The sequence below is a fragment of the uncultured Microbacterium sp. genome (assembly GCF_963521645.1).
Classification (GTDB): domain Bacteria; phylum Actinomycetota; class Actinomycetes; order Actinomycetales; family Microbacteriaceae; genus Microbacterium.
This window is the reverse complement of record NZ_CAUQVQ010000001.1, coordinates 180788-199982: the sequence shown is the minus strand read 5'-3', so window position 1 is coordinate 199982 and position 19195 is coordinate 180788. Positions and strand designations below refer to the sequence as shown.

20 protein-coding genes are annotated in these 19195 nt (G+C 67.8%); 18 read left to right on the top strand and 2 right to left on the bottom strand.

Translation table 11 applies throughout. The annotated features are described in order from the left end of the window. Nucleotides 1-10 precede the first annotated feature (10 nt). Both prfA and RWO82_RS00985 read left to right on the top strand, forming a co-directional pair. Entirely contained in the window at nucleotides 11-1090 is a 1080-nt protein-coding gene (gene prfA, locus RWO82_RS00990) for a peptide chain release factor 1 (protein WP_314422217.1), read from the top strand. Between the two features lie 92 nt (nucleotides 1091-1182). Next, nucleotides 1183-1584 (top strand): phage holin family protein, encoded by a 402-nt coding sequence (locus RWO82_RS00985; RefSeq protein ID WP_314422215.1) that lies wholly within the window; start codon nucleotides 1183-1185, stop codon nucleotides 1582-1584. Here the strand turns inward: RWO82_RS00985 and epsC are convergent, their stop codons facing one another. Together epsC and cysK are read right to left on the bottom strand one after the other, a co-directional pair. Further along, entirely contained in the window at nucleotides 1585-2154 is a 570-nt protein-coding gene (epsC, locus tag RWO82_RS00980) for a serine O-acetyltransferase EpsC (RefSeq protein WP_314422214.1), read from the bottom strand. An 8-nt stretch (nucleotides 2155-2162) separates the two neighbouring features. Continuing rightward, on the bottom strand, nucleotides 2163-3101 hold the full coding sequence (cysK, locus tag RWO82_RS00975; RefSeq protein WP_314422213.1) for a cysteine synthase A: 939 nt from the start codon (nucleotides 3099-3101) through the stop codon (nucleotides 2163-2165). A gap of 99 nt (nucleotides 3102-3200) precedes the next feature. Here cysK and prmC point away from each other — a divergent pair, with 99 nt between their 5' ends. The 16 genes from prmC to RWO82_RS00895 all read left to right on the top strand — a co-directional run bounded on the left by prmC (nucleotide 3201) and on the right by RWO82_RS00895 (nucleotide 19172). Further along, a complete protein-coding gene (gene prmC, locus RWO82_RS00970) occupies nucleotides 3201-4061 on the top strand; it encodes a peptide chain release factor N(5)-glutamine methyltransferase (RefSeq protein WP_314422211.1) in 861 nt (286 codons plus the stop codon). A gap of 50 nt (nucleotides 4062-4111) precedes the next feature. Further along, entirely contained in the window at nucleotides 4112-4819 is a 708-nt protein-coding gene (locus RWO82_RS00965; protein ID WP_314422210.1) for an L-threonylcarbamoyladenylate synthase, read from the top strand. Next, nucleotides 4816-5988: an MraY family glycosyltransferase gene (locus RWO82_RS00960; protein ID WP_314422209.1), complete on the top strand. Its 1173-nt coding sequence runs from the start codon at nucleotides 4816-4818 to the stop codon at nucleotides 5986-5988. The genes RWO82_RS00965 and RWO82_RS00960 overlap by 4 nt, the downstream gene beginning before the upstream one ends. Then, complete coding sequence (locus RWO82_RS00955) at nucleotides 5985-6560, top strand: hypothetical protein (protein WP_314422208.1); 576 nt, start codon at nucleotides 5985-5987, stop codon at nucleotides 6558-6560. Before RWO82_RS00960 ends, RWO82_RS00955 begins: the two co-directional genes overlap by 4 nt. A gap of 145 nt (nucleotides 6561-6705) precedes the next feature. Beyond that, nucleotides 6706-7491, top strand: a complete 786-nt coding sequence (gene atpB, locus RWO82_RS00950) for a F0F1 ATP synthase subunit A (RefSeq protein ID WP_314422206.1) — start codon at nucleotides 6706-6708, stop codon at nucleotides 7489-7491. A 59-nt stretch (nucleotides 7492-7550) separates the two neighbouring features. After that, nucleotides 7551-7787, top strand: coding sequence for an ATP synthase F0 subunit C (gene atpE / locus RWO82_RS00945; protein WP_042541851.1), 237 nt, complete (start codon nucleotides 7551-7553; stop codon nucleotides 7785-7787). A 27-nt stretch (nucleotides 7788-7814) separates the two neighbouring features. Beyond that, a complete protein-coding gene (locus RWO82_RS00940) occupies nucleotides 7815-8369 on the top strand; it encodes a F0F1 ATP synthase subunit B (RefSeq protein ID WP_314422205.1) in 555 nt (184 codons plus the stop codon). Beyond that, a complete protein-coding gene (locus RWO82_RS00935; protein WP_314422204.1) occupies nucleotides 8369-9157 on the top strand; it encodes a F0F1 ATP synthase subunit delta in 789 nt (262 codons plus the stop codon). The genes RWO82_RS00940 and RWO82_RS00935 overlap by 1 nt, the downstream gene beginning before the upstream one ends. Before the next feature lie 47 nt (nucleotides 9158-9204). Further along, complete coding sequence (gene atpA / locus RWO82_RS00930; RefSeq protein WP_314422202.1) at nucleotides 9205-10845, top strand: F0F1 ATP synthase subunit alpha; 1641 nt, start codon at nucleotides 9205-9207, stop codon at nucleotides 10843-10845. A gap of 20 nt (nucleotides 10846-10865) precedes the next feature. After that, nucleotides 10866-11765 carry a F0F1 ATP synthase subunit gamma gene (locus RWO82_RS00925; RefSeq protein WP_314422201.1) on the top strand — a complete coding sequence of 300 codons (900 nt, stop codon included), beginning with the start codon at nucleotides 10866-10868 and terminating at the stop codon, nucleotides 11763-11765. A gap of 21 nt (nucleotides 11766-11786) precedes the next feature. Continuing rightward, nucleotides 11787-13241: a F0F1 ATP synthase subunit beta gene (atpD, locus tag RWO82_RS00920; RefSeq protein WP_314422200.1), complete on the top strand. Its 1455-nt coding sequence runs from the start codon at nucleotides 11787-11789 to the stop codon at nucleotides 13239-13241. A 2-nt stretch (nucleotides 13242-13243) separates the two neighbouring features. After that, complete coding sequence (locus tag RWO82_RS00915; protein WP_053095764.1) at nucleotides 13244-13504, top strand: F0F1 ATP synthase subunit epsilon; 261 nt, start codon at nucleotides 13244-13246, stop codon at nucleotides 13502-13504. A gap of 72 nt (nucleotides 13505-13576) precedes the next feature. Beyond that, a complete protein-coding gene (locus RWO82_RS00910; RefSeq protein WP_314422199.1) occupies nucleotides 13577-14323 on the top strand; it encodes a peroxide stress protein YaaA in 747 nt (248 codons plus the stop codon). Between the two features lie 118 nt (nucleotides 14324-14441). Continuing rightward, complete coding sequence (locus tag RWO82_RS00905) at nucleotides 14442-15281, top strand: DUF5684 domain-containing protein (RefSeq protein WP_314422197.1); 840 nt, start codon at nucleotides 14442-14444, stop codon at nucleotides 15279-15281. 272 nt (nucleotides 15282-15553) lie between these two features. Continuing rightward, on the top strand, nucleotides 15554-16351 hold the full coding sequence (locus tag RWO82_RS00900; protein WP_314422195.1) for a protein phosphatase 2C domain-containing protein: 798 nt from the start codon (nucleotides 15554-15556) through the stop codon (nucleotides 16349-16351). A gap of 58 nt (nucleotides 16352-16409) precedes the next feature. Then, on the top strand, nucleotides 16410-19172 hold the full coding sequence (locus tag RWO82_RS00895) for an FtsK/SpoIIIE domain-containing protein (RefSeq protein ID WP_314422194.1): 2763 nt from the start codon (nucleotides 16410-16412) through the stop codon (nucleotides 19170-19172). The last annotated feature ends 23 nt before the right edge of the window (nucleotides 19173-19195 follow it).

Here is a 19195-nt window from a genome sequence, read left to right as displayed (position 1 = left end):
CGGAGCCGGTGTGTTCGAGTCCGTCCAGACTCTGATCGACGAGCATCGCCGGGTGCAGGAGGAACTCTCCGACCCGGCGGTGCACGCTGACGCCGCGCGCGCGAAGCGCGTGAACCGGCGCTATGCCGAGCTCTCACGGATCGTCGCCGCGTACGAGGCGTGGGTGGCGGCGTCCGACGATCTCGACGCCGCACGTGAGCTGGCTCGTGAGGACGAGGCGTTCGCCGCCGAGATCCCGGTCCTCGAGGAGGGTCTGCAGGCGGCTCAGGAGAGGCTGCGACGACTCCTCATCCCGCGTGATCCGGACGACGCCCGTGACGTCATCATGGAGATCAAGGCGGGGGAGGGCGGAGCCGAATCGGCGTTGTTCGCCGCAGACCTGCTGCGCATGTACATCCAGTACGCCGCGTCGAAAGGCTGGAAGACCGAGCTGCTCGAGCGCAACGAATCCGACCTCGGCGGCTACAAGGACGTCCAGGTCGCGATCAAGGGCTCCTCGACGGACCCCGCACAGGGTGTCTGGGCACATCTCAAGTACGAGGGCGGCGTGCACCGCGTCCAGCGCGTGCCCGCCACGGAATCGCAGGGCCGCATCCACACCTCCACGACGGGCGTGCTCGTCTTCCCCGAGGTCGACGAGCCCGACGAGATCGCGATCAACCAGAACGATCTGAAGATCGACGTCTTCCGCTCGTCCGGTCCTGGCGGACAGTCGGTGAACACGACGGACTCCGCCGTTCGCATCACGCACGTGCCCACCGGGATCGTCGTGTCCATGCAGAACGAGAAGTCCCAGCTGCAGAACCGCGAGGCGGCGATGCGTGTGCTTCGCGCGCGTCTGCTCGCCAAGCAGCAGGAGGAGTTGGATGCTGCAGCATCCGATGCCCGCAAGTCGCAGATCCGCGGCATGGATCGTTCCGAGCGCATCCGCACCTACAACTTCCCCGAGAACCGCATCGCGGATCACCGTACGGGTTTCAAGGCGTACAACCTCGATCAGGTGATGGACGGCGCGCTCGAGCCGATCATCGAGAGCGCGATCCAGGCCGACGAAGAGGCACGGCTCGCCGCGGTGGGCTCGGACTCCTGAGCCCCAGGTCCCGCGCGTCGGGACTTCGGGCCGCAGGGCACGCGCGGGAACCGTTTCCGCACGCTCTGCCGCGGGAGCGATATGCTCAGCCCGTGATCACGCTCTTGTTCCGCTCGCTCATGTACGTCGTGTCCGCCGGGCTCGGCCTCATCGTGGCCGACCTGCTGCTCGAGGGATTCCAGATCCAGTGGGACAAGTGGTGGGGGTTCGTCGTCTGCATCCTGATCTTCGCGCTGCTGCAGAGCATTCTCGCGCCGTGGGTCAGCAGGATCGCGGACCGCTACGCCCCGGTGCTCATGGGCGGCATCGGCATCTTCTCGACATTGATCGCCCTCGTCGTCGTCGTTCTTCTCCCGATCGGCGGTCTCCGGATCGTCGATCTGACCGGGTGGCTGCTCGGATCCGTGATCGTGTGGCTCATCACGGCGCTCGGCAGCGTCCTTCTCCCGCTGATCTTCCTCAAGAAGCGCACCGAGAAGCGCCGCGCCCGCTGATCAGATCGAGTATTCGGGTGCGGTGAGCAGCGCGCGCGTGTCGTCGTGGGCGCTCCGCATCCGCGGCTTCGCCGGGATCCCGACCAGGATGCTGTCGGCCGGCGCATCGCGGGTCACGACAGCGTTCGCACCGACGACCGCACGCGCGCCGATCGTGACGGGGCCCAGTACCTTGGCCCCGGCTCCGACGGCCACGCCGTCGCCGAGCGTCGGGTGCCTCTTGCCGGAGTGCCTGGTGCGACCGCCGAGCGTCACTCCGTGGTAGAGCATCACGTCGTCGCCGATCTCGGCGGTCTCGCCGATCACGACGCCCATGCCGTGGTCGATGAAGAAGCGACGCCCGATCCGTGCGCCGGGGTGGATCTCGATCCCGGTCAGCCAACGCGAGACCTGCGAGGTCGCGCGCGCGAGCAGCCGCAGCCGGCGACGCCACAGTGCGTGCGAGATCCGATGCACCCAGATCGCGTGCAGTCCCGGGTAGAGCAGTGCCACCTCCGCGGCGCTGCGTGCGGCGGGATCGCGGAGTCGTGCTGCCGCGATGTCCTCGCGCATTCGGCCGATCATGCCCATCGGACGGGTCAGGATTCGCGCAGGTGCTCGTACAGGGCGGTCGACAGGTAGCGCTCGCCGAACGAGGGGATGATCACGACGATCGTCTTGCCCGTCGCCTCCGGGCGGCGGGCGACCTCGAGAGCGGCCCAGATCGCGGCACCGCTCGACATGCCCACGAGGATGCCCTCCTTGCGCGCGGTCTCGCGAGCGACTCGGATAGCATCGTCGAACGTGACGTCGATGACCTCGTCGAGGACGTCGCGGTCGAGGATGGGCGGCACGAAGTTCGGGCCGATGCCCTGGATCTTGTGCGGTCCGGGGTGGCCCTCGGTCAGGATGGGGGAGTCCTTGGGCTCGACGGCGACGATCTGCACGCCGGGAACGCGCTCCTTCAGCACCTGGCCGACCCCGGTGATCGTTCCGCCGGTGCCGATGCCGGCGACGAGATAGTCGACGGAGCCCTCCGTGTCGCGCAGGATCTCCTCAGCGGTCGTCCGGCGGTGGATCTCGGGGTTCGCCTCATTGGCGAACTGCTTGGCGAGCACCGCGCCGGGCGTCCGGGCGGCGATGGCCTCCGCCTCGGCGACCGCGTGCGTCATGCCCTTCGTGGGATCGGTGAGCACGACCTCGGCACCGAACGCCTTGAGGAGCATCCGCCGCTCCTTCGACATCGATGCGGGCATCGTGAGGATCACGTCGTATCCGCGTGCCGCGCCGACCATCGCGAGCGCGATGCCGGTGTTGCCGCTCGTCGCCTCGACGATGGTGCCCCCGGGCTTCAACTCGCCCGACGCCTCCGCGGCGTCGACGATCGCGATGCCGAGCCGGTCCTTCACGCTGGACGCCGGGTTGTAGAACTCCAGCTTGGCGAGCACCGTGGCGCCCACTCCCTCGGTGACACGGTTCAGACGAACCAGGGGAGTGTTGCCGAACGCGGTGGTGATGTCGGGGTGGATGCCGGACATGGTGACGCCTTCCTGTGGTGGGGGACTGCGGCTCCAGCCTATGTGAGGCGGTCGGGGCGGAGGTCATTGTGACATCGTTCCGGCTCTACGCTGGAGCACATGTCTGAGACGTCCCTCGCCTCCCTCGTCCACGCCGCGGCTCAGCGTCTCGGCGCGGCGGGAGTCCCCGATCCGCTGGTCGACGCGGAGCTCCTGGTGGGGCATGTCCGCGGCGTCCGACGCGGCGAGGTGCAGGCGGCCATGGTGCGGGGTGACCGGGCGAGCGAGTCGGAACGCGCTGCGCTGGACGCTCTGGTGGAGCGCAGAGCGGCCAGGGAGCCGCTGCAGCACATAACGGGAACAGCACCGTTCCGGCATCTCGAGCTCGCCGTAGGTCCGGGGGTGTTCGTGCCGCGCCCCGAGACCGAGACGGTCGTGCAGTTCGCGATCGACGCCCTCGTCAACGCTCCCGAGGCGGAGCCGGTGGCCGTCGATCTCGGCACCGGAAGCGGAGCCATCGCGCTGTCGATGGCCACCGAGGTGCCGCATTCGCGTGTGTACGCGACAGAGCTCTCACCCGAAGCGTATGCGTGGGCCAGCCGCAACACCGCGGGCACCCCGAACCTGACCCTCGTGAACGAAGACCTCGCAGACGCCTTCCATGAGCTCGACGGCACCGTCTCGGTCGTGATCTCCAACCCGCCCTACGTGCCGGACGCGGCGATCCCGCGGGATCCCGAGGTCCGTCTCTTCGATCCCGCGATGGCGCTCTACGGAGGGGAGGACGGCCTCGACATCGTTCGCGTGCTCAGCATGCGCGCGCTCGAGCTGCTCCGGCCCGGCGGTCTTCTGGTCATCGAGCACGGCGAACTGCAGGGAGAGGAGATCCGCAGCATCCTCACGCGGGACGGATGGCGGGCCGCGTCGACGCATCGCGACCTCACGCTCAGAGACCGCGCGACGACGGCTCTGCGGCCGTGACGGCGCCGTCATCGAGTGCTCAGGCTGACCCCGGCTAGAATCGACTCGTCATGTCCTCCATCTTCGATTGCGGCGACGACGGTCAGCTCCTCGCCGGAATGCGTCACGCACGCCAGGCCATCAGTCGCGGCGAACTCATCGTCATGCCCACCGACACCGTGTACGGCGTCGCCGCCGACGCGTTCTCACCGCAGGCGGTGCAGCGACTGCTCGACGCCAAGGGGCGCGGGCGCAATCAGCCTCCGCCCGTCCTGATCGGCTCGATCGAGACGCTCGAGGCGTTGGCCGAGTCGGTGCCCGAGCCCGTGCGGCGTCTGGTCGACGCCTTCTGGCCCGGAGGGCTGACCATCGTCCTGCCTGCCCAGCCGTCGCTCGCCTGGGACCTGGGAGACACGCTGGGCACCGTCGCCGTGCGCATGCCCGAGGGACGCGTCGCTCTCGAACTCCTGGCCGAGACGGGCCCGCTCGCGGTCTCGAGCGCGAACCTCACCGGTCACGACGCCGCGACGTCCGCGGAAGACGCCGAGCGGATGCTGGGCGACAGCGTGTCGGTCTATCTCGCCGACGGCGTCAGCGAGACCGGCGTCGCCTCGACGATCGTCGACGCGACCTCCCTCGTGGCGCGAGCACCCGACCCGAGCACGGGCCGGGTGCGCATCCTGCGCGACGGAGCGATCAGCCGTGAGCGGCTCGAGGAGGTGCTCGGAGAACTGCTCGAGCCCGCTCCTGCGCAGGCCGACGCGGACGGGGAGTCGTGAAGCAGTACCTCTTCACCGTCATCATCACCGCCGCGATCACGTTCGCGCTGACGTGGGCGGTCTGGAAGCTGAGCCTGCGGTTCAAGCTCTATCCGAGCATCCGCGAACGAGACGTCCACACCACCCCGACTCCGCGCCTCGGCGGAGTCGCGATCTTCCTCGGGATCGCCATCACCATGGCGGTGTCCGCCGCGAACCCCTTCTTCGCGACGATCTGGATGCCGCCGCAGACGATGTGGTCGATCCTCGCCGCCGCGCTCCTGATCGCCGTGATCGGAGTGGTCGACGACCTGTGGGACCTCGACTGGATGATCAAGCTCGGAGCGCAGTTCCTCGCCGCGGGGATCATCACCGTCGGCGGCGGACTGCAGATCCTGTCGCTGCCGTTCGGGGACCTCATCGTCTTCTCGAGCTGGTTGAGCATCACGATCACGATGTTCGCGATCGTCATCGTCATGAACGCGGTGAACTTCATCGACGGCCTCGACGGCCTGGTCGCGGGAGTCTGTCTGATCGCGAACGGCGTCTTCTTCGCCTACTCGTACATACTGACGCGAGACACGGGGGCGTCGAGCTACTTCAACCTCGCGTCGTTCCTCGCCGCCGTCCTGATCGGTGCGTGTCTGGGGTTCCTGCCTTTCAACTGGAGCCCCGCCAAGCTGTTCATGGGCGACTCAGGCGCGCTGGTGCTCGGTCTGCTGATGGCGACCTCGGCGATCGCGGTCACCGGTCAGCTCGAACCCTCGGCGCTCGACCTCGAGCGGCTCGGTCGTTCCCAGCTCCTGGGTGCCTTCATCCCGATCCTGCTCCCACTCCTCGTGGTGCTGCTGCCGCTGCTCGACTTCGGGCTCGCGGTGCTCCGGCGGATGAACGCGGGCAAGTCGCCGTTCTCTCCCGATCGCAAGCACCTGCACCACCGGATGCTCGACCTCGGTCACCGCGACCGCGACGCCGTGCTCATCTTCTACGCCTGGACCGCGGTGATCTCGCTCGCGGTGCTGCTGATGTACGTCGGCGCGCGTGAGGACTGGCCGGGGCAGTACCTTCCCGGCGTCGCCTTCGGCGTGGTAGGCATCGCCGCCTGCCTCGTCATCACCCTGAATCCTTCGCGTCGGCGGAAGCCCGCGGCGCCCGTCGAATCCGACCCGAACCCCGTGGAGTCCCCGTGAGCCCGAGCCCCGTGTCCAGCAACCCGATCCTGAGGAGGACTCTCCTCTGGTCCGCACTGTCGATGGTGGTCCTCGCGATCGTGGCCGGCGTCATCGGTCTCCTCGTCGGCGGGGCAGAGGGCCTGGTGAGCGGTCTGCTGGGCGTCGTGCTCGCGATGCTGTTCCTCGGCATCACCGCACTGAGCATCCTCATCGCGAACCGATGGTTCGGCGACCCCCTGTACGTGCAGCTGTTCTTCGCGATCGTGCTGGGCGGCTGGCTGCTGAAGCTCGGCCTCTTCGTCGTGATCATGATCGTGCTCAGCGGTCAGGCGTGGATCGAGCCGATGGTGTTCTTCCTGTCGATCGTCACGGGAGTCGTCGCCACCCTCGTCATCGACGTGATCGTCATCACGCGGATGCGTCTGCCCAACGTGAGCGATGCGTCGCTGCCCTCCGAGGCTCCGCTCGACCGCGCTCCCGGGATGGAGCTGCCCACCGTCGTCCCCGAGGATCGCGCCCCCGGTCGGCACCACATCGCTCAGGAACCCCGCGACCAGGACGGGCCCGCGGAGGGCGCCCCCCGGTCTTAGGAGACCCTTTATTCTGATAGTGTTGACATGTGCCCGCCGCTCGCCCGCGAGCGCTTGCGCTTGAAGCACACCGACCATCGTCGCCCCGGTTCTGACCGGTGCCCCGAAGCTGGAGCCCGCGCTGTTCAATCTTGCTGCGACCCTGATGCCCAAACTCGCCTCCGACGGCGAGTTCCACGGACCTTCGATCGACGAGTTCTTCCCGGAGATCCTCTTCGACGCATTCGGGGTCATCCCGGTGCACCGAATCCACCTCGTGCAGTTCCTCGCCGTCGTGGTGGTGGTCCTCCTCCTGGTCCTCGGAACCCGTCGGATGAAGGTGGTCCCCGGCCGCTTCCAGAGCGTCGTCGAGATGGGGCTGGACTTCGTCCGCACCAACATCGCGCACGACCTGCTCGGACGCAAGGACGGCAACCGATTCCTGCCGATCCTCACCACGATCTTCTTCATGGTGCTGTTCATGAACATCACGGGCATCATCCCGTTCCTGAACATCGCCGGAACCAGCATCGCGGCCGTGCCGCTGACCCTGGCTCTGGTGAGCTACGTCACCTTCATCTACGCGGGAATCAAGAAGAGCCCTGCAGGCTTCTTCAAGAACGCGCTGTTCCCCTCCGGTGTCCCGTGGCCGGTGTACATCATCGTGACGCCGATCGAGTTCCTCTCGACGTTCATCATCCGGCCGGTCACCCTGATGCTCCGACTCCTGATGAACATGGTCGTCGGACACATGCTCCTGGTGCTGTGCTTCGCAGCCACCCAGTTCTTCTTCTTCACCGCAGGTGGCGGCTGGGCCGCTCTCGGTGTCGGAACCCTCGCCTTCGGCGGCGCCTTCACTCTCTTCGAGATCCTGGTCGCCGTTCTGCAGGCATACGTCTTCACCGTCCTCACCGCGGTCTACATCCAGCTCGCGGTCGCAGAAGAGCACTAAGCCCACTAGGCACTGAGCGGGTCGGCGACTGCCGGCCCACCCAACGAAAGGAAAAACCCGTGGACGCTACTACGGTTCTCGCAGACATCAACGGCCACCTCGCTTCGGTCGGCTACGGCCTCGCCGCGATCGGTCCGGCCATCGGTGTGGGCATCGTCGTCGGCAAGACCATCGAGGGTGTCGCTCGTCAGCCCGAGCTGGCCGGCCGCCTCCAGGTCCTCATGTGGATCGGTATCGCCTTCACCGAGGCGCTTGCATTCGTCGGCATCGCCGTCGGATTCATCCCCTTCCCGTAATCCGAACCGACTTCTGAAGGAGACAGGATGCTGAACGCTCTTGTCACGAACCTCGCAGCTGAGGGAGAGACGCCTAACCCGCTGATCCCTGCGTGGTACGACATCATCTGGTCGGGTCTGTGGTTCCTCGTCATCCTGGTCGTCGTGTGGAAGGTCGCCCTTCCGAAGTTCACGGCGCTGCTCGACAAGCGGTCCGCCGCCATCGAGGGGAACATCGCCAAGGCGGACGAGGCCCAGAAGCAGGCTGAGGCCGCGCTCGAGGAGTACACCCGGCAGCTCGCCGAGGCACGCACCGAGGCCGGTGAGATCCGTGAGGCCGCCCGTGAGGACGGCAAGAAGATCGTCGCCGAAGCCAAGGAGGCGGCATCGACCGAGGCCGCTCGCATCACCGCGACCGCGCACACGCAGATCGAGGCGGAGCGCCAGACCGCTCTCGTGTCGCTGCGCAGCGAGGTCGGCTCTCTCGCCATCGACCTCGCCGGCGGCGTGGTCGGTGAGACGCTCAGCGACGATGCACGTGCGACGGCGGTCGTCGACCGCTTCCTCGCCGAGCTCGAAGCATCCGAGAAGGCGGCTCAGTAATGGGCAGCGCGACCACTCAGGCACTCGCGGCATCCATCCAGACGCTTGCCGCAGCGAAGGACGTCACCCTCGACACGGCGCGGGAGCTGTTCGCAGCGGCCCGTGCCGTGACGGAGTCGTCTCAGCTGAGCGGCGCGCTCGCCGACCCCGCGGCTCCAGCCGCGGCGCGACAGAACGTCGTCGCGGCGGTGTTCGGCGGGTTCTCGCACAACGCCCAGAGCATTCTGAAGAGCGTCGTCGCCGAGCGGTGGTCCTCCGCGTCCGAGCTCGTCGACGGTGTCGAGGAGCTCGCGATCCGCGTGGCGGCCATCTCCGCCCCGCAGACGGACGTCGGGGGAGAGCTGTTCGGATTCTCCCGTGTCATCGCGGCGAACCCGGAGCTCGAGCTCGCGCTCGGAAGCCGGCTCGGAGGAGAGGCCGCGAAGGCCGCACTCGTCGAGAAGCTGCTCGCGGGTGGCGTCAGCGACGCCGCGTCTCTGATCGTGTCGTCGCTCGTGCGTCAGCCGCGTGATCGCCGCATCCGGCAGATGCTCATCCGCGCGTCGCGGATCGTCGCGAGCCAGGGCGACCGCGTGGTCGCGACGGTGCACACCGCGAAGCCTCTCACCGACGCCCAGCGCACCCGTCTCAGCGCGGCGCTCTCGCGGCGCTACGACGGCACGGTGTCGCTCAACGAGGTCCTCGACCCCGCCGTCGTCGGAGGCCTGCGTGTGCAGATCGCCGATGACGTCATCGACGGAAGCATCTCCGCCCGTCTCGCCGATCTTCGCCAGAAGCTCGCCGGCTAACACGACTTCGCGCGGGGAACCGCGCACCCAGATACAAAGGGAAGACAATGGCAGAACTATCGATCAGCCCCGACGTCATCCGTGACGCGCTGAAGGACTTCGCCGCAGCATACGAGCCCACGGGCGCGGCGGCGACAGAGGTCGGCACCGTCATCGACGCGGCCGACGGCATCGCGCACGTCGAGGGACTGCCGGGCGTCATGGCGAACGAGCTCGTCGCCTTCGCAGACGGCACCAAGGGCCTCGCCCTCAACCTCGACGAGAAGCAGATCGGTGTCGTCGTCCTCGGAGACTTCACCGGCATCGAGGCGGGCCAGGAGGTCACCCGCACCGGCGAGGTGCTCTCGGTCCCCGTCGGCGACGGCTACCTCGGACGCGTGGTCGACCCGCTCGGCAACCCGATCGACGGCCTCGGCTCCATCGCGACCGAGGGTGTGCGCGAGCTCGAGCTTCAGGCGCCCGGCGTCATGCAGCGCAAGTCGGTGCACGAGCCCATGCAGACCGGCATCAAGGCGATCGACGCCATGATCCCCGTCGGCCGCGGTCAGCGTCAGCTGATCATCGGCGACCGCCAGACCGGCAAGACGGCGATCGCGATCGACACGATCATCAACCAGAAGGCCAACTGGGAGTCCGGCGACGTCAACAAGCAGGTGCGCTGCATCTACGTCGCGATCGGCCAGAAGGGCTCGACCATCGCTTCGGTGAAGGGCGCGCTCGAAGAGGCCGGCGCCCTGGAGTACACCACGATCGTGGCCGCTCCGGCATCGGACCCCGCCGGCTTCAAGTACCTCGCTCCGTACACCGGTTCGGCCATCGGCCAGCACTGGATGTACGGCGGCAAGCACGTCCTCATCATCTTCGATGACCTGTCGAAGCAGGCCGAGGCCTACCGCGCCGTCTCCCTCCTGCTGCGTCGCCCGCCGGGCCGCGAGGCATACCCGGGTGACGTCTTCTACCTGCACTCCCGTCTGCTGGAGCGTTGCGCGAAGCTGTCGGACGAGCTCGGCGCGGGTTCGATGACCGGTCTCCCGATCATCGAGACCAAGGCGAACGACGTCTCGGCGTACATCCCGACCAACGTGATCTCGATCACCGACGGCCAGATCTTCCTCCAGTCCGACCTCTTCAACGCGAACCAGCGTCCTGCGGTCGACGTCGGAATCTCGGTCTCGCGAGTCGGCGGTGACGCACAGGTCAAGTCGATCAAGAAGGTCTCCGGAACGTTGAAGCTGGAGCTCGCGCAGTACCGCTCGCTCGAGGCGTTCGCGATGTTCGCATCCGACCTCGACGCGGCATCGCGTCGTCAGCTCTCCCGTGGGGCGCGTCTGACCGAGCTGCTCAAGCAGCCTCAGTACTCGCCGTACCCCGTCGAGGAGCAGGTCGTCTCGATCTGGGCCGGAACCAAGGGAAAGCTCGACACCCTCGAGGTCTCCGATGTGCTGCGCTTCGAGCGCGAACTGCTCGACTACCTGCGTCGCAACACGAAGGTCCTCGACACCCTGCGTGAGACCAACGTCCTCGACGACGACACGGTGGCTGAGCTCGACAAGCACACCGACGCTTTCCTCCTGGAGTTCCAGAGCGGCAAGGGGCAGGCCATCGGCGCTCCCGGCCACGAGGAGCACGCTGCAGCCGAGGCTGAGGACGTCAACCAGGAGAAGATCGTCAAGGGTCGTCGCGCGTAATCGCGTGAGGAACTGAATTCATGGGCGCTCAACTCAGGGTCTACAAGCAGAAGATCTCTTCTGCTCAGACGACCAAGAAGATCACGAAGGCGATGGAACTCATCGCGGCTTCGCGCATCCAGAAGGCGATGGCACGCGTCAAAGCGTCCAGCCCCTTCGCGCGGGCCGTGACGAGGGCCGTGTCCGCCGTCGCGACGCACTCGAACGTCGACCACCCGCTCACCCGTGAGCCCGAGACGATCCGCCGCTCCGCGGTCGTGATCTTCTCGTCGGACCGCGGCCTCGCGGGAGCCTTCAACTCGCAGATCCTCCGTGAGGGTCTCGAGGTGGCGGAGCTCCTGCGCGGACAGGGCAAGGAGCCGGTGTTCTACCTCATCGGTCGCAAGGCGGTGGGCTACTTCCAGTTCCGCCGCATCGCGGCGGCCGCCGAGTGGACCGGCGACACCGACACACCGTCGTTCCACACCGCGGAGGAGATCTCGGCCACGCTGCTCGAGGACTTCTCGCGCGGTGCGGACGAGGGCGGCGTCGACGAGATCCACCTCGTGTACAACCGCTTCGTCAGCATGATGACGCAGTCGCCGGAGTCCGTCCGACTGCTTCCGCTGGAGATCGCAGAAGCCGATGACTCGGAAGCGGGCAGCGCGGTCTACCCGCTGTACGAGTTCGAGCCCGACGCCGAGACCGTTCTCGACGCGATCCTGCCGGTGTACATCCAGAGCCGTGTCTTCAACGCTCTCCTGCAGTCGTCTGCCGCAAAGCAGGCGGCGACGCAGAAGGCGATGAAGTCGGCCAGCGACAACGCCGACAAGCTCATCACCGACTACACCCGTCTGCGCAACAACGCGCGTCAGGCGGAGATCACGCAGCAGATCGCGGAGATCGTCGGCGGCGCCGATGCCCTCTCGTCGAGCAAATAGACCATCAGGAAAGAGACGAAAATGACCACCACCGCCACGGCTGACCAGCCGGCGACCGCGGTCGTCGGGCGCGTCGCACGCGTCAACGGTCCGGTTGTCGACATCGAGTTCCCGCACGACTCGATCCCGGAAATCTACAACGCTCTGAAGACCACGATCGCCATCGGCGAGGAGTCGACGGAGATCACGCTCGAGGTCGCACAGCACCTCGGCGACGACCTGGTGCGCGCCATCGCACTGAAGCCCACCGACGGCATCGTCCGTGGGCAGGAAGTGCGCGACACCGGCGAGGCCATCTCGGTCCCCGTCGGCGACGTCACCAAGGGCAAGGTCTTCAACGTCATCGGCGAGGTCCTGAACCTCGAGCCCGGCGAGACCATCGAGGTCACCGAGCGCTGGCCGATCCACCGCAAGGCTCCGAACTTCGACCAGCTCGAGTCGAAGACCACGATGTTCGAGACCGGCATCAAGTCGATCGACCTCCTGACGCCGTATGTGCTGGGTGGAAAGATCGGTCTGTTCGGTGGAGCCGGTGTCGGAAAGACCGTCCTCATCCAGGAGATGATCCAGCGCGTCGCGCAGGACCACGGTGGTGTGTCGGTGTTCGCCGGTGTCGGTGAGCGCACCCGTGAGGGCAACGACCTCATCCACGAGATGGAAGAGGCGGGTGTCTTCGACAAGACGGCCCTCGTGTTCGGCCAGATGGACGAGCCGCCGGGAACGCGTCTGCGCGTCGCCCTCTCGGCTCTGACGATGGCGGAGTACTTCCGCGACGTGCAGAAGCAGGACGTGCTGCTCTTCATCGACAACATCTTCCGCTTCACGCAGGCCGGTTCCGAGGTCTCCACGCTGCTGGGTCGCATGCCCTCCGCCGTGGGTTACCAGCCGAACCTCGCCGACGAGATGGGCCTCCTCCAGGAGCGCATCACCTCGACCCGTGGCCACTCGATCACCTCTCTGCAGGCCATCTACGTGCCCGCCGATGACTACACCGACCCGGCCCCGGCGACCACGTTCGCCCACCTCGACGCCACGACCGAGCTCTCTCGTGAGATCGCGTCGAAGGGTCTGTACCCGGCCATCGACCCGCTGACCTCCACGTCGCGCATCATGGACCCCCGCTACTTGGGCGAGGACCACTACCGCGTCGCCACGACGGTCAAGCAGATCCTCCAGAAGAACAAGGAGCTGCAGGAGATCATCGCCATCCTCGGTGTCGACGAGCTCTCCGAGGAAGACAAGATCGTCGTGTCGCGTGCACGTCGCATCCAGCAGTTCCTCTCGCAGAACACCTACATGGCCAAGAAGTTCACGGGTGTCGAGGGTTCGACGGTGCCGCTCAAGGAGACCATCGAGTCCTTCGATGCGATCACGCGCGGTGACTTCGACCACGTGGCCGAGCAGGCCTTCTTCAACGTCGGTGGCATCTCCGACGTCGAAGAGCAGTGGGCGAAGATCCAGAAGGAGAACGGCTGATCATGGCTCTGCATGTCAGCCTCGTCTCCGCGGACGCGGAGGTCTGGACGGGAGAGGCGAGCCTCGTGGTCGCCAAGACCGTCGAGGGCGAGATCGGCTTCATGGCCGGCCACGAGCCGGTGCTGGCCATCCTCGCCCAGGGCGAGGTCAGGATCACGCAGACGGATGGCACCAAGGTGCTCGCCAATGCGCAGGACGGATTCCTCTCGATGGAGAGCGACGTCCTGACGATCGTGGCGGGCAACGCAGCTCTCATCGCCTGAGCACTCTCAGTTCACAGCGTCCGCCTCGGCCCTTTCGGGCCGGGGCGGACGCGTCTGTATCCCCGAGGTCCCATGAAGATTCTTCTCCCGCCGTCGGAGACCAAGCGCGCCGGCGGTACTGGTTCTCCGCTCGACCTTGCAGCGCTCTCACTGCCGGCGCTTCTCGCCGAACGGCGGGCGGTGGTTCGAGCGCTGATCGACCTCGCCGCCGATGAGGACGCATCGCGCAGAGTCCTCAAACTCAGCGCCGCACAGGTGAGCGAAGTCGCCCATAACCGCGAGCTCCTCTCCTCTGCCACGATGCCGGCCGCAGATCGTTACACCGGCGTCCTCTACGATGCGCTCGACGCCGCCACGCTTCCGAGCGCAGGTCGAAGGTGGCTCGCGTCGCATGTCTGGATCCACTCGGCGCCGTTCGGCCCGGTGGGTGCGCTGGACCGGATCCCGGCCTATCGTCTCGCGGCGGGGGCGGCACTTCCGGGTGTCCGAGCGCTCCGGCGCCACTGGGCCGAGGCCACGAGCGCTGCCATCGCAGCGGAGGCGCCGTCCTTCATCCTCGATCTGCGCAGTGAGGCATACGTGTCGCTCGGACCCGTGCCTCCGTCGGTCTCCTCGGCCTATGTGCGCGTCGTGACGGAGACCGGGCGTGCGCTCAACCACTTCAACAAGAGATCCAAGGGCCTCCTCGTCCGGACGCTCGCAGAGCAGCGTCCCCGCGTCCGCTCGGTACGCGCGCTTCGCAGCTGGGCAGAGAGTCAGGGGATCGTCCTGCGCGACTCGACCGACGAGGGCGTTCTCGAGTTGGTCGTCGACGACTGAACGCACCCGCGAGCTCTGTGGTCCGCGGCGGCGTGGGCCGTTGCCCGTCATATCGGCGCACCGCTATGGTGGTTGACGCGGCGCGCACGGTGCCGCTCCATCGGATCCGGAGGGGATCATGTACGACGATTACTACGGTTACGGCGGGCTCTCGGGCGGCGCTCTGGTCGCCCTGATTCTGCTCTATACGGTCTTGCCTCTGGCCATCTACGCCCTCTACGCGTGGTTCTACATGAAGGTCTTCGAAAAGGCCGGTGTGCAGGGGAAGTGGCGCGCCTGGGTTCCCGTGTACAACACCATGATCTTCTACAAGCTCGGTGATCTGAGCCCGTGGCTCGTCCTCTACCTGCTCGGCGCAGGTATCCTCGGCGCGATCATCCCGTTCCTCGGGTGGTTCCTGATCCTGCCGCTGGTCGGGATCGCGGCCCGCATCGTCGACCTCATCGCGGCCTGGCGTGTCGGCCTCAAGCTGCAGAAGGACGCCGTCTGGGTGATCCTCTACTTCTTCCTCCCGGTCGTGTGGCTCGGCATCAACGCGTTCGACAAGTCGCGCTGGAACCCGAACATCGCGCCCGCATCCTGGGGCTCGAACAAGCTGCTCGCCGACACCACCGTGTGGGAGGGTGTTCCGACGCAGCCGCGTCCGGCCGCACCCCAGGGGTACGGCGCCCCGCAGGGGTACGGCGCACCCGAGGGGTATGCGCCTCCCGCACCTCAGGGATACGCTCCGCCCGCGCAGCCCGGTTACGCACCGCCCGCCGGTCCCGCCGCACCTCAGGGCCCTGGTGTCCCTCCCGCAGCTCCGCAGACGCCGCCCGCAGCACCGCAGGTTCCGCCGGCTCCGCCTGCAGGCCCGTCGGCACCCCCTGCGGGCCCGCCCGCGCCGCCTTCCGGCCCTCCGGCACCGCCCGCGGCTCCGCCGGCACCCCCGAGCGATCCGACGCAGCCGCCTGCGTGATGATGTGCACAGAACCCCCGGCCCCGGCCGGGGGTTCTGTGCATCCATCCCGCGCCGCGTGGAATGCGACCGGAGCGGTTCGAGACGATAGCGTGGAGACATGGCCACCACGCAGCGCGCTGTCGGCGCACCCGGACATCCCGCGCCCGACCCAGGTACGACGTTCGGTGGCATCGGCGACGCATCCGCCGTCGGTGATCGGCGGTCCGCCTCCCGTGCGATGTGTGGGTATGCTGGGGTCGCCCGATTCGCGGGCAATTCGGAGGCGACGCGTGGCTGAGACGACGACGAAGACGCACAGCGTCACCGTTTCGGAGGGGGAGCTGACCGTCTCCTGGGCAGGCGTGACCGATGTGGGGCGACGCCGTGAGACCAATCAGGACGCGTTCCTCGCCGCGTATCCGCTGTTCATCGTCGCCGATGGGATGGGTGGGCATGCCGGAGGTGAGATCGCCAGCTCGAGCACGGTCAAACGACTCGAGGCGGTCGCCGCGGCGGGATCCGTGGAGCGTTCCACGATCGAAGGCGCCCTCCAGCTCGCGGTCTCGGACATCGCCGGTCACCCGGAGACGACCGATGAGGGAACGGGAACGACTCTCACCGGCATCTTCCTCGAGGTCAGTGACGGACAGGCGCACTGGGTCGCACTGAACATCGGCGATTCTCGCGTCTACCTGCTTCGCGACGACCGACTCGTGCAGGTGACGACCGACCATTCCGTCGTGCAAGAGCTGATCGCCTCGGGCAAGATCAGCCCGGAGGAGGCCGAGGGGCACCCCTACAGCAACGTCATCACCCGCGCGGTGGGCGCGAGCGAACTCACGGCTCCCGACTACGTCGCGCTCGATCTCCGAGAGGGAGACCGCTTCGTCATCTGCTCGGATGGACTCACCAAAGAGCTCACGGATTACGGGATCCAGCACTTCCTGCGAGAGAACCCGGATCCCGCCGCAGCGGTCGACGCGATGCTGGCGGCGGCGCTCGAGAACGGCGGGCGCGACAACGTGACGCTCGTCGTCGTGCAGGTCGCGACGGAGTCCTCCTCCACATCGGTCGACGACGCGCACTAGGTCGTGACGCCCTGTGGAGGGCGCTCTGATGCTGCTCTGATGCAGTCCACTGGAGAGCATGGACTCTCTCCCGATCGCGATCCCGGCTCCTCCGGTCGATCCTCGCAGGCCTCCCGTCCCGGTCATGGCGGCCCTCGTGCCTGTCGTGGGAGGCGTCGCCCTGTGGCTGATCACCGGCTCGCTGTACGCGCTGTGTTTCGCCGCGCTGGGACCCCTCATGATCTTCGCCTCCCTCGTCGATGGCGCGCGTGCACGTCGAAGAGACAGACGCGCCGCAGCGCTGGCGGAAGAGGCAGCGTGGTCGCGCGCCGAGGCCGAGCTGGTCTCACGCCACGATGACGAGCGGGAGCGACGCTGGCACCGCCATCCCGACGCGGCTGTGTGTGTTGTGAGGCCGCCCCTGCGGGGGAGGGAGCGTCCGCACGCGGCGACGGACCTCGTCGTGGGAAGCGGTGCGCTGCCCAGCGGCCTGCGCTCGTCAGGGGGCGACGGGGATCGGGCGCGCGAGTTCCAGCGCAGGTGCCAGACGATAGCGCGGGTGCCGATCGTCGTTCCGCTCGGAGGCGGGATCGCACTCCGCGGTCCCGCTCCGATCACCGACGCCGTGGCCAGGGCTCTCATCGTCCAGCTCTGTGTGCGGTTCGGCCCACGATTGCTCCGACTGGAGGGGGAGGCAGCGGTCGACCTGGGGCTCAGCGGACTCCCCCATGTGCACCCGGTGCGGCGAGACGCTTTCCGGCTGGGTCTCGCGCGAGGAGGAGGGGCGGTGCTCCCCGACTCCGAGGCCGTCATCTGGCTGCTGAGGGGCGGTGAGGAGGTGCCGGAGGGGGTGACGACGGTGGTCGACGTGACGCAGCTGCGCGGTGCCACGGTGCGCACGACGGAGGGGGTGCTCGAGGTCGATGCCGAGGGGCTGTCGCGCGTGCAGGCGGAAGCCGTCGCGGCGCGGCGCGCAGAGGAGGCCGACGACGTCGACGTGCTCCCGGACGCCGTCGCGCTGTCCGAACTGACGCAGAACCCCTCACCGCGAGGGCTTCCCGTGGCGATCGGGAAGGGTGAGCGCGACACCATGACCCTCGACCTCGTCGACGACGGCCCCCACGCGATCGTGACGGGGATGACCGGGGCGGGCAAGAGCGAGCTCCTGGTCTCCTGGGTCACTGCGATGGCTGCCGCCTACGGCCCTGCGCGAGTGCTGTTCGTGCTCGCCGACTTCAAGGGCGGCACGGCCTTCGAGCCGCTGCGGGTCCTTCCGCACGTCGCCGCGGTCATCACCGACCTCGACGACGACGGCGCGCGCCGCGGAGTGTCGAGTCTGCGCGCGGAGCTGCGTCGACGCGAATCTGTCATCGCGGCGGCGGGGGCGCGTGACATCGGCGCCGTCGAGATGCCCCGGCTCGTGATCGTGGTCGATGAGTTCGCGGCGCTTCTGCAGGAGCACGGCGAGCTGGGAGGAGTCTTCACCGACATCGCTGCGCGCGGGCGGGCGCTCGGCATGCATCTGATCCTCGGCACCCAGCGTGCATCCGGCGTCATCCGAGACGCACTCGCCGCGAACTGTCCGCTTCGGCTCAGTCTGCGCGTGAGCGACGCTGCAGACAGCCGGCTGGTTCTCGGAACGGATGCGGCGGCTGAGCTTCCCGGCGGCGGCGAGTCACGAGGCATCGCGTTCCTCCGGCGACCCAGAGACCCGGAGCCCGCGGCGATGCGGGTCGCGCTCACCGGCGCAGCGGATCTGCGAGCCGCCGCGATGGCGTGGGCGGACGAGAGCAGGGCGGCGAGTCCGTGGCTGCCGGCGCTGCCGCTGCGCATCCCGCTCGAGGAGATCCGCGACGCCGTGCCGGAGGGTGCACTCGCGCTGGGGAGAGCAGATGACCCTCAGCGTCAGAGCCAGCCGCTGGAGCTGATCCGTCCCGGCGTCGATCGAGGGCTCGCGGTCCTGGGCTCACCGGGAAGCGGACGCACGTCGGTGCTGCGGACGCTCGCGGCACAGTGCGTCGACGCTCTCTGGGTGCCCGCCGACGCGGAGGACGCGTGGGACATGATCGTGCAGCTCGTCGATCGGACCCGCACGGCGCCGCGCGTGGTCCTGTGCGACGAGATCGATGCGCACATCGCAGATCTGCCGCTCGATCACGGCCAGCATCTCGCACAGATGTGGGAGCAGTTGATCCGGGGGTCGGCCACGACGACGTTCATCCTCACCGCGTCGAGATCGTCCGGAGCAGCCGGGCGAATCCTCGACCTGCTGCCGCAGCGCGCTCTGCTGCGCATGCCCAGCCGCGTCGAGCATCTGGCCGCGGGCGGCGATGCCCACGCGTTCGACCGTGAGAGGCCTGCGGGGCGGGCGTCCATCGGCGACCGCGAGGTGCAGATGGCATGGACTCCGATCGATGAGCGGTGGACTCGACACAGGGCGTCGCAGGCAGCGCCTCATCGGACGGCCCCCTGGTCGCCCACGACGCAGCTGACGGCTCTCGTGACGTCGAGTGCGAAGCACGTCGCCGAGCAGCTCGCCTCCGGTCACCCCGAGTGCGAGGTGGTCGTGGCCTCCGGACAGCACACCGAGATCGACGCCCACGCACGTCCGGTCATCGTGGTCGCAGAGGCCGAGGTCTGGCAGCGCGAATGGGCTCTGTGGCAGCGTGCGCGCAACGAGGGGGAGGTTCTGATCCGTGCGGAGAACCCGAGCGAACTCCGCCAGCTCACCGGAGTACGCCAGCTTCCGCCCTATGCCGTACCGCACGCCGGGCGCGCCTGGTCACTGTGCTCCGACGGTCGGCCCCGGAGGGTGTTCCTTCCGAGCCTCGAGCCGCGGTGACGGATGTCAGGGCGCGCTCAGAG

Coding starts and splice junctions, on each gene's coding strand:
- epsC (WP_314422214.1), bottom strand. CDS start 2,154: ATGGGCATGATCGGCCGAATGCGCGAGGACATCGCGGCAGCACGACTC.
- cysK (WP_314422213.1), bottom strand. CDS start 3,101: ATGTCCGGCATCCACCCCGACATCACCACCGCGTTCGGCAACACTCCC.
- prmC (WP_314422211.1), top strand. CDS start 3,201: ATGTCTGAGACGTCCCTCGCCTCCCTCGTCCACGCCGCGGCTCAGCGT.
- RWO82_RS00965 (WP_314422210.1), top strand. CDS start 4,112: ATGTCCTCCATCTTCGATTGCGGCGACGACGGTCAGCTCCTCGCCGGA.
- atpB (WP_314422206.1), top strand. CDS start 6,706: ATGCCCAAACTCGCCTCCGACGGCGAGTTCCACGGACCTTCGATCGAC.
- RWO82_RS00940 (WP_314422205.1), top strand. CDS start 7,815: ATGCTGAACGCTCTTGTCACGAACCTCGCAGCTGAGGGAGAGACGCCT.
- RWO82_RS00935 (WP_314422204.1), top strand. CDS start 8,369: ATGGGCAGCGCGACCACTCAGGCACTCGCGGCATCCATCCAGACGCTT.
- atpA (WP_314422202.1), top strand. CDS start 9,205: ATGGCAGAACTATCGATCAGCCCCGACGTCATCCGTGACGCGCTGAAG.
- RWO82_RS00925 (WP_314422201.1), top strand. CDS start 10,866: ATGGGCGCTCAACTCAGGGTCTACAAGCAGAAGATCTCTTCTGCTCAG.
- atpD (WP_314422200.1), top strand. CDS start 11,787: ATGACCACCACCGCCACGGCTGACCAGCCGGCGACCGCGGTCGTCGGG.
- RWO82_RS00915 (WP_053095764.1), top strand. CDS start 13,244: ATGGCTCTGCATGTCAGCCTCGTCTCCGCGGACGCGGAGGTCTGGACG.
- RWO82_RS00910 (WP_314422199.1), top strand. CDS start 13,577: ATGAAGATTCTTCTCCCGCCGTCGGAGACCAAGCGCGCCGGCGGTACT.
- RWO82_RS00905 (WP_314422197.1), top strand. CDS start 14,442: ATGTACGACGATTACTACGGTTACGGCGGGCTCTCGGGCGGCGCTCTG.
- RWO82_RS00895 (WP_314422194.1), top strand. CDS start 16,410: ATGGACTCTCTCCCGATCGCGATCCCGGCTCCTCCGGTCGATCCTCGC.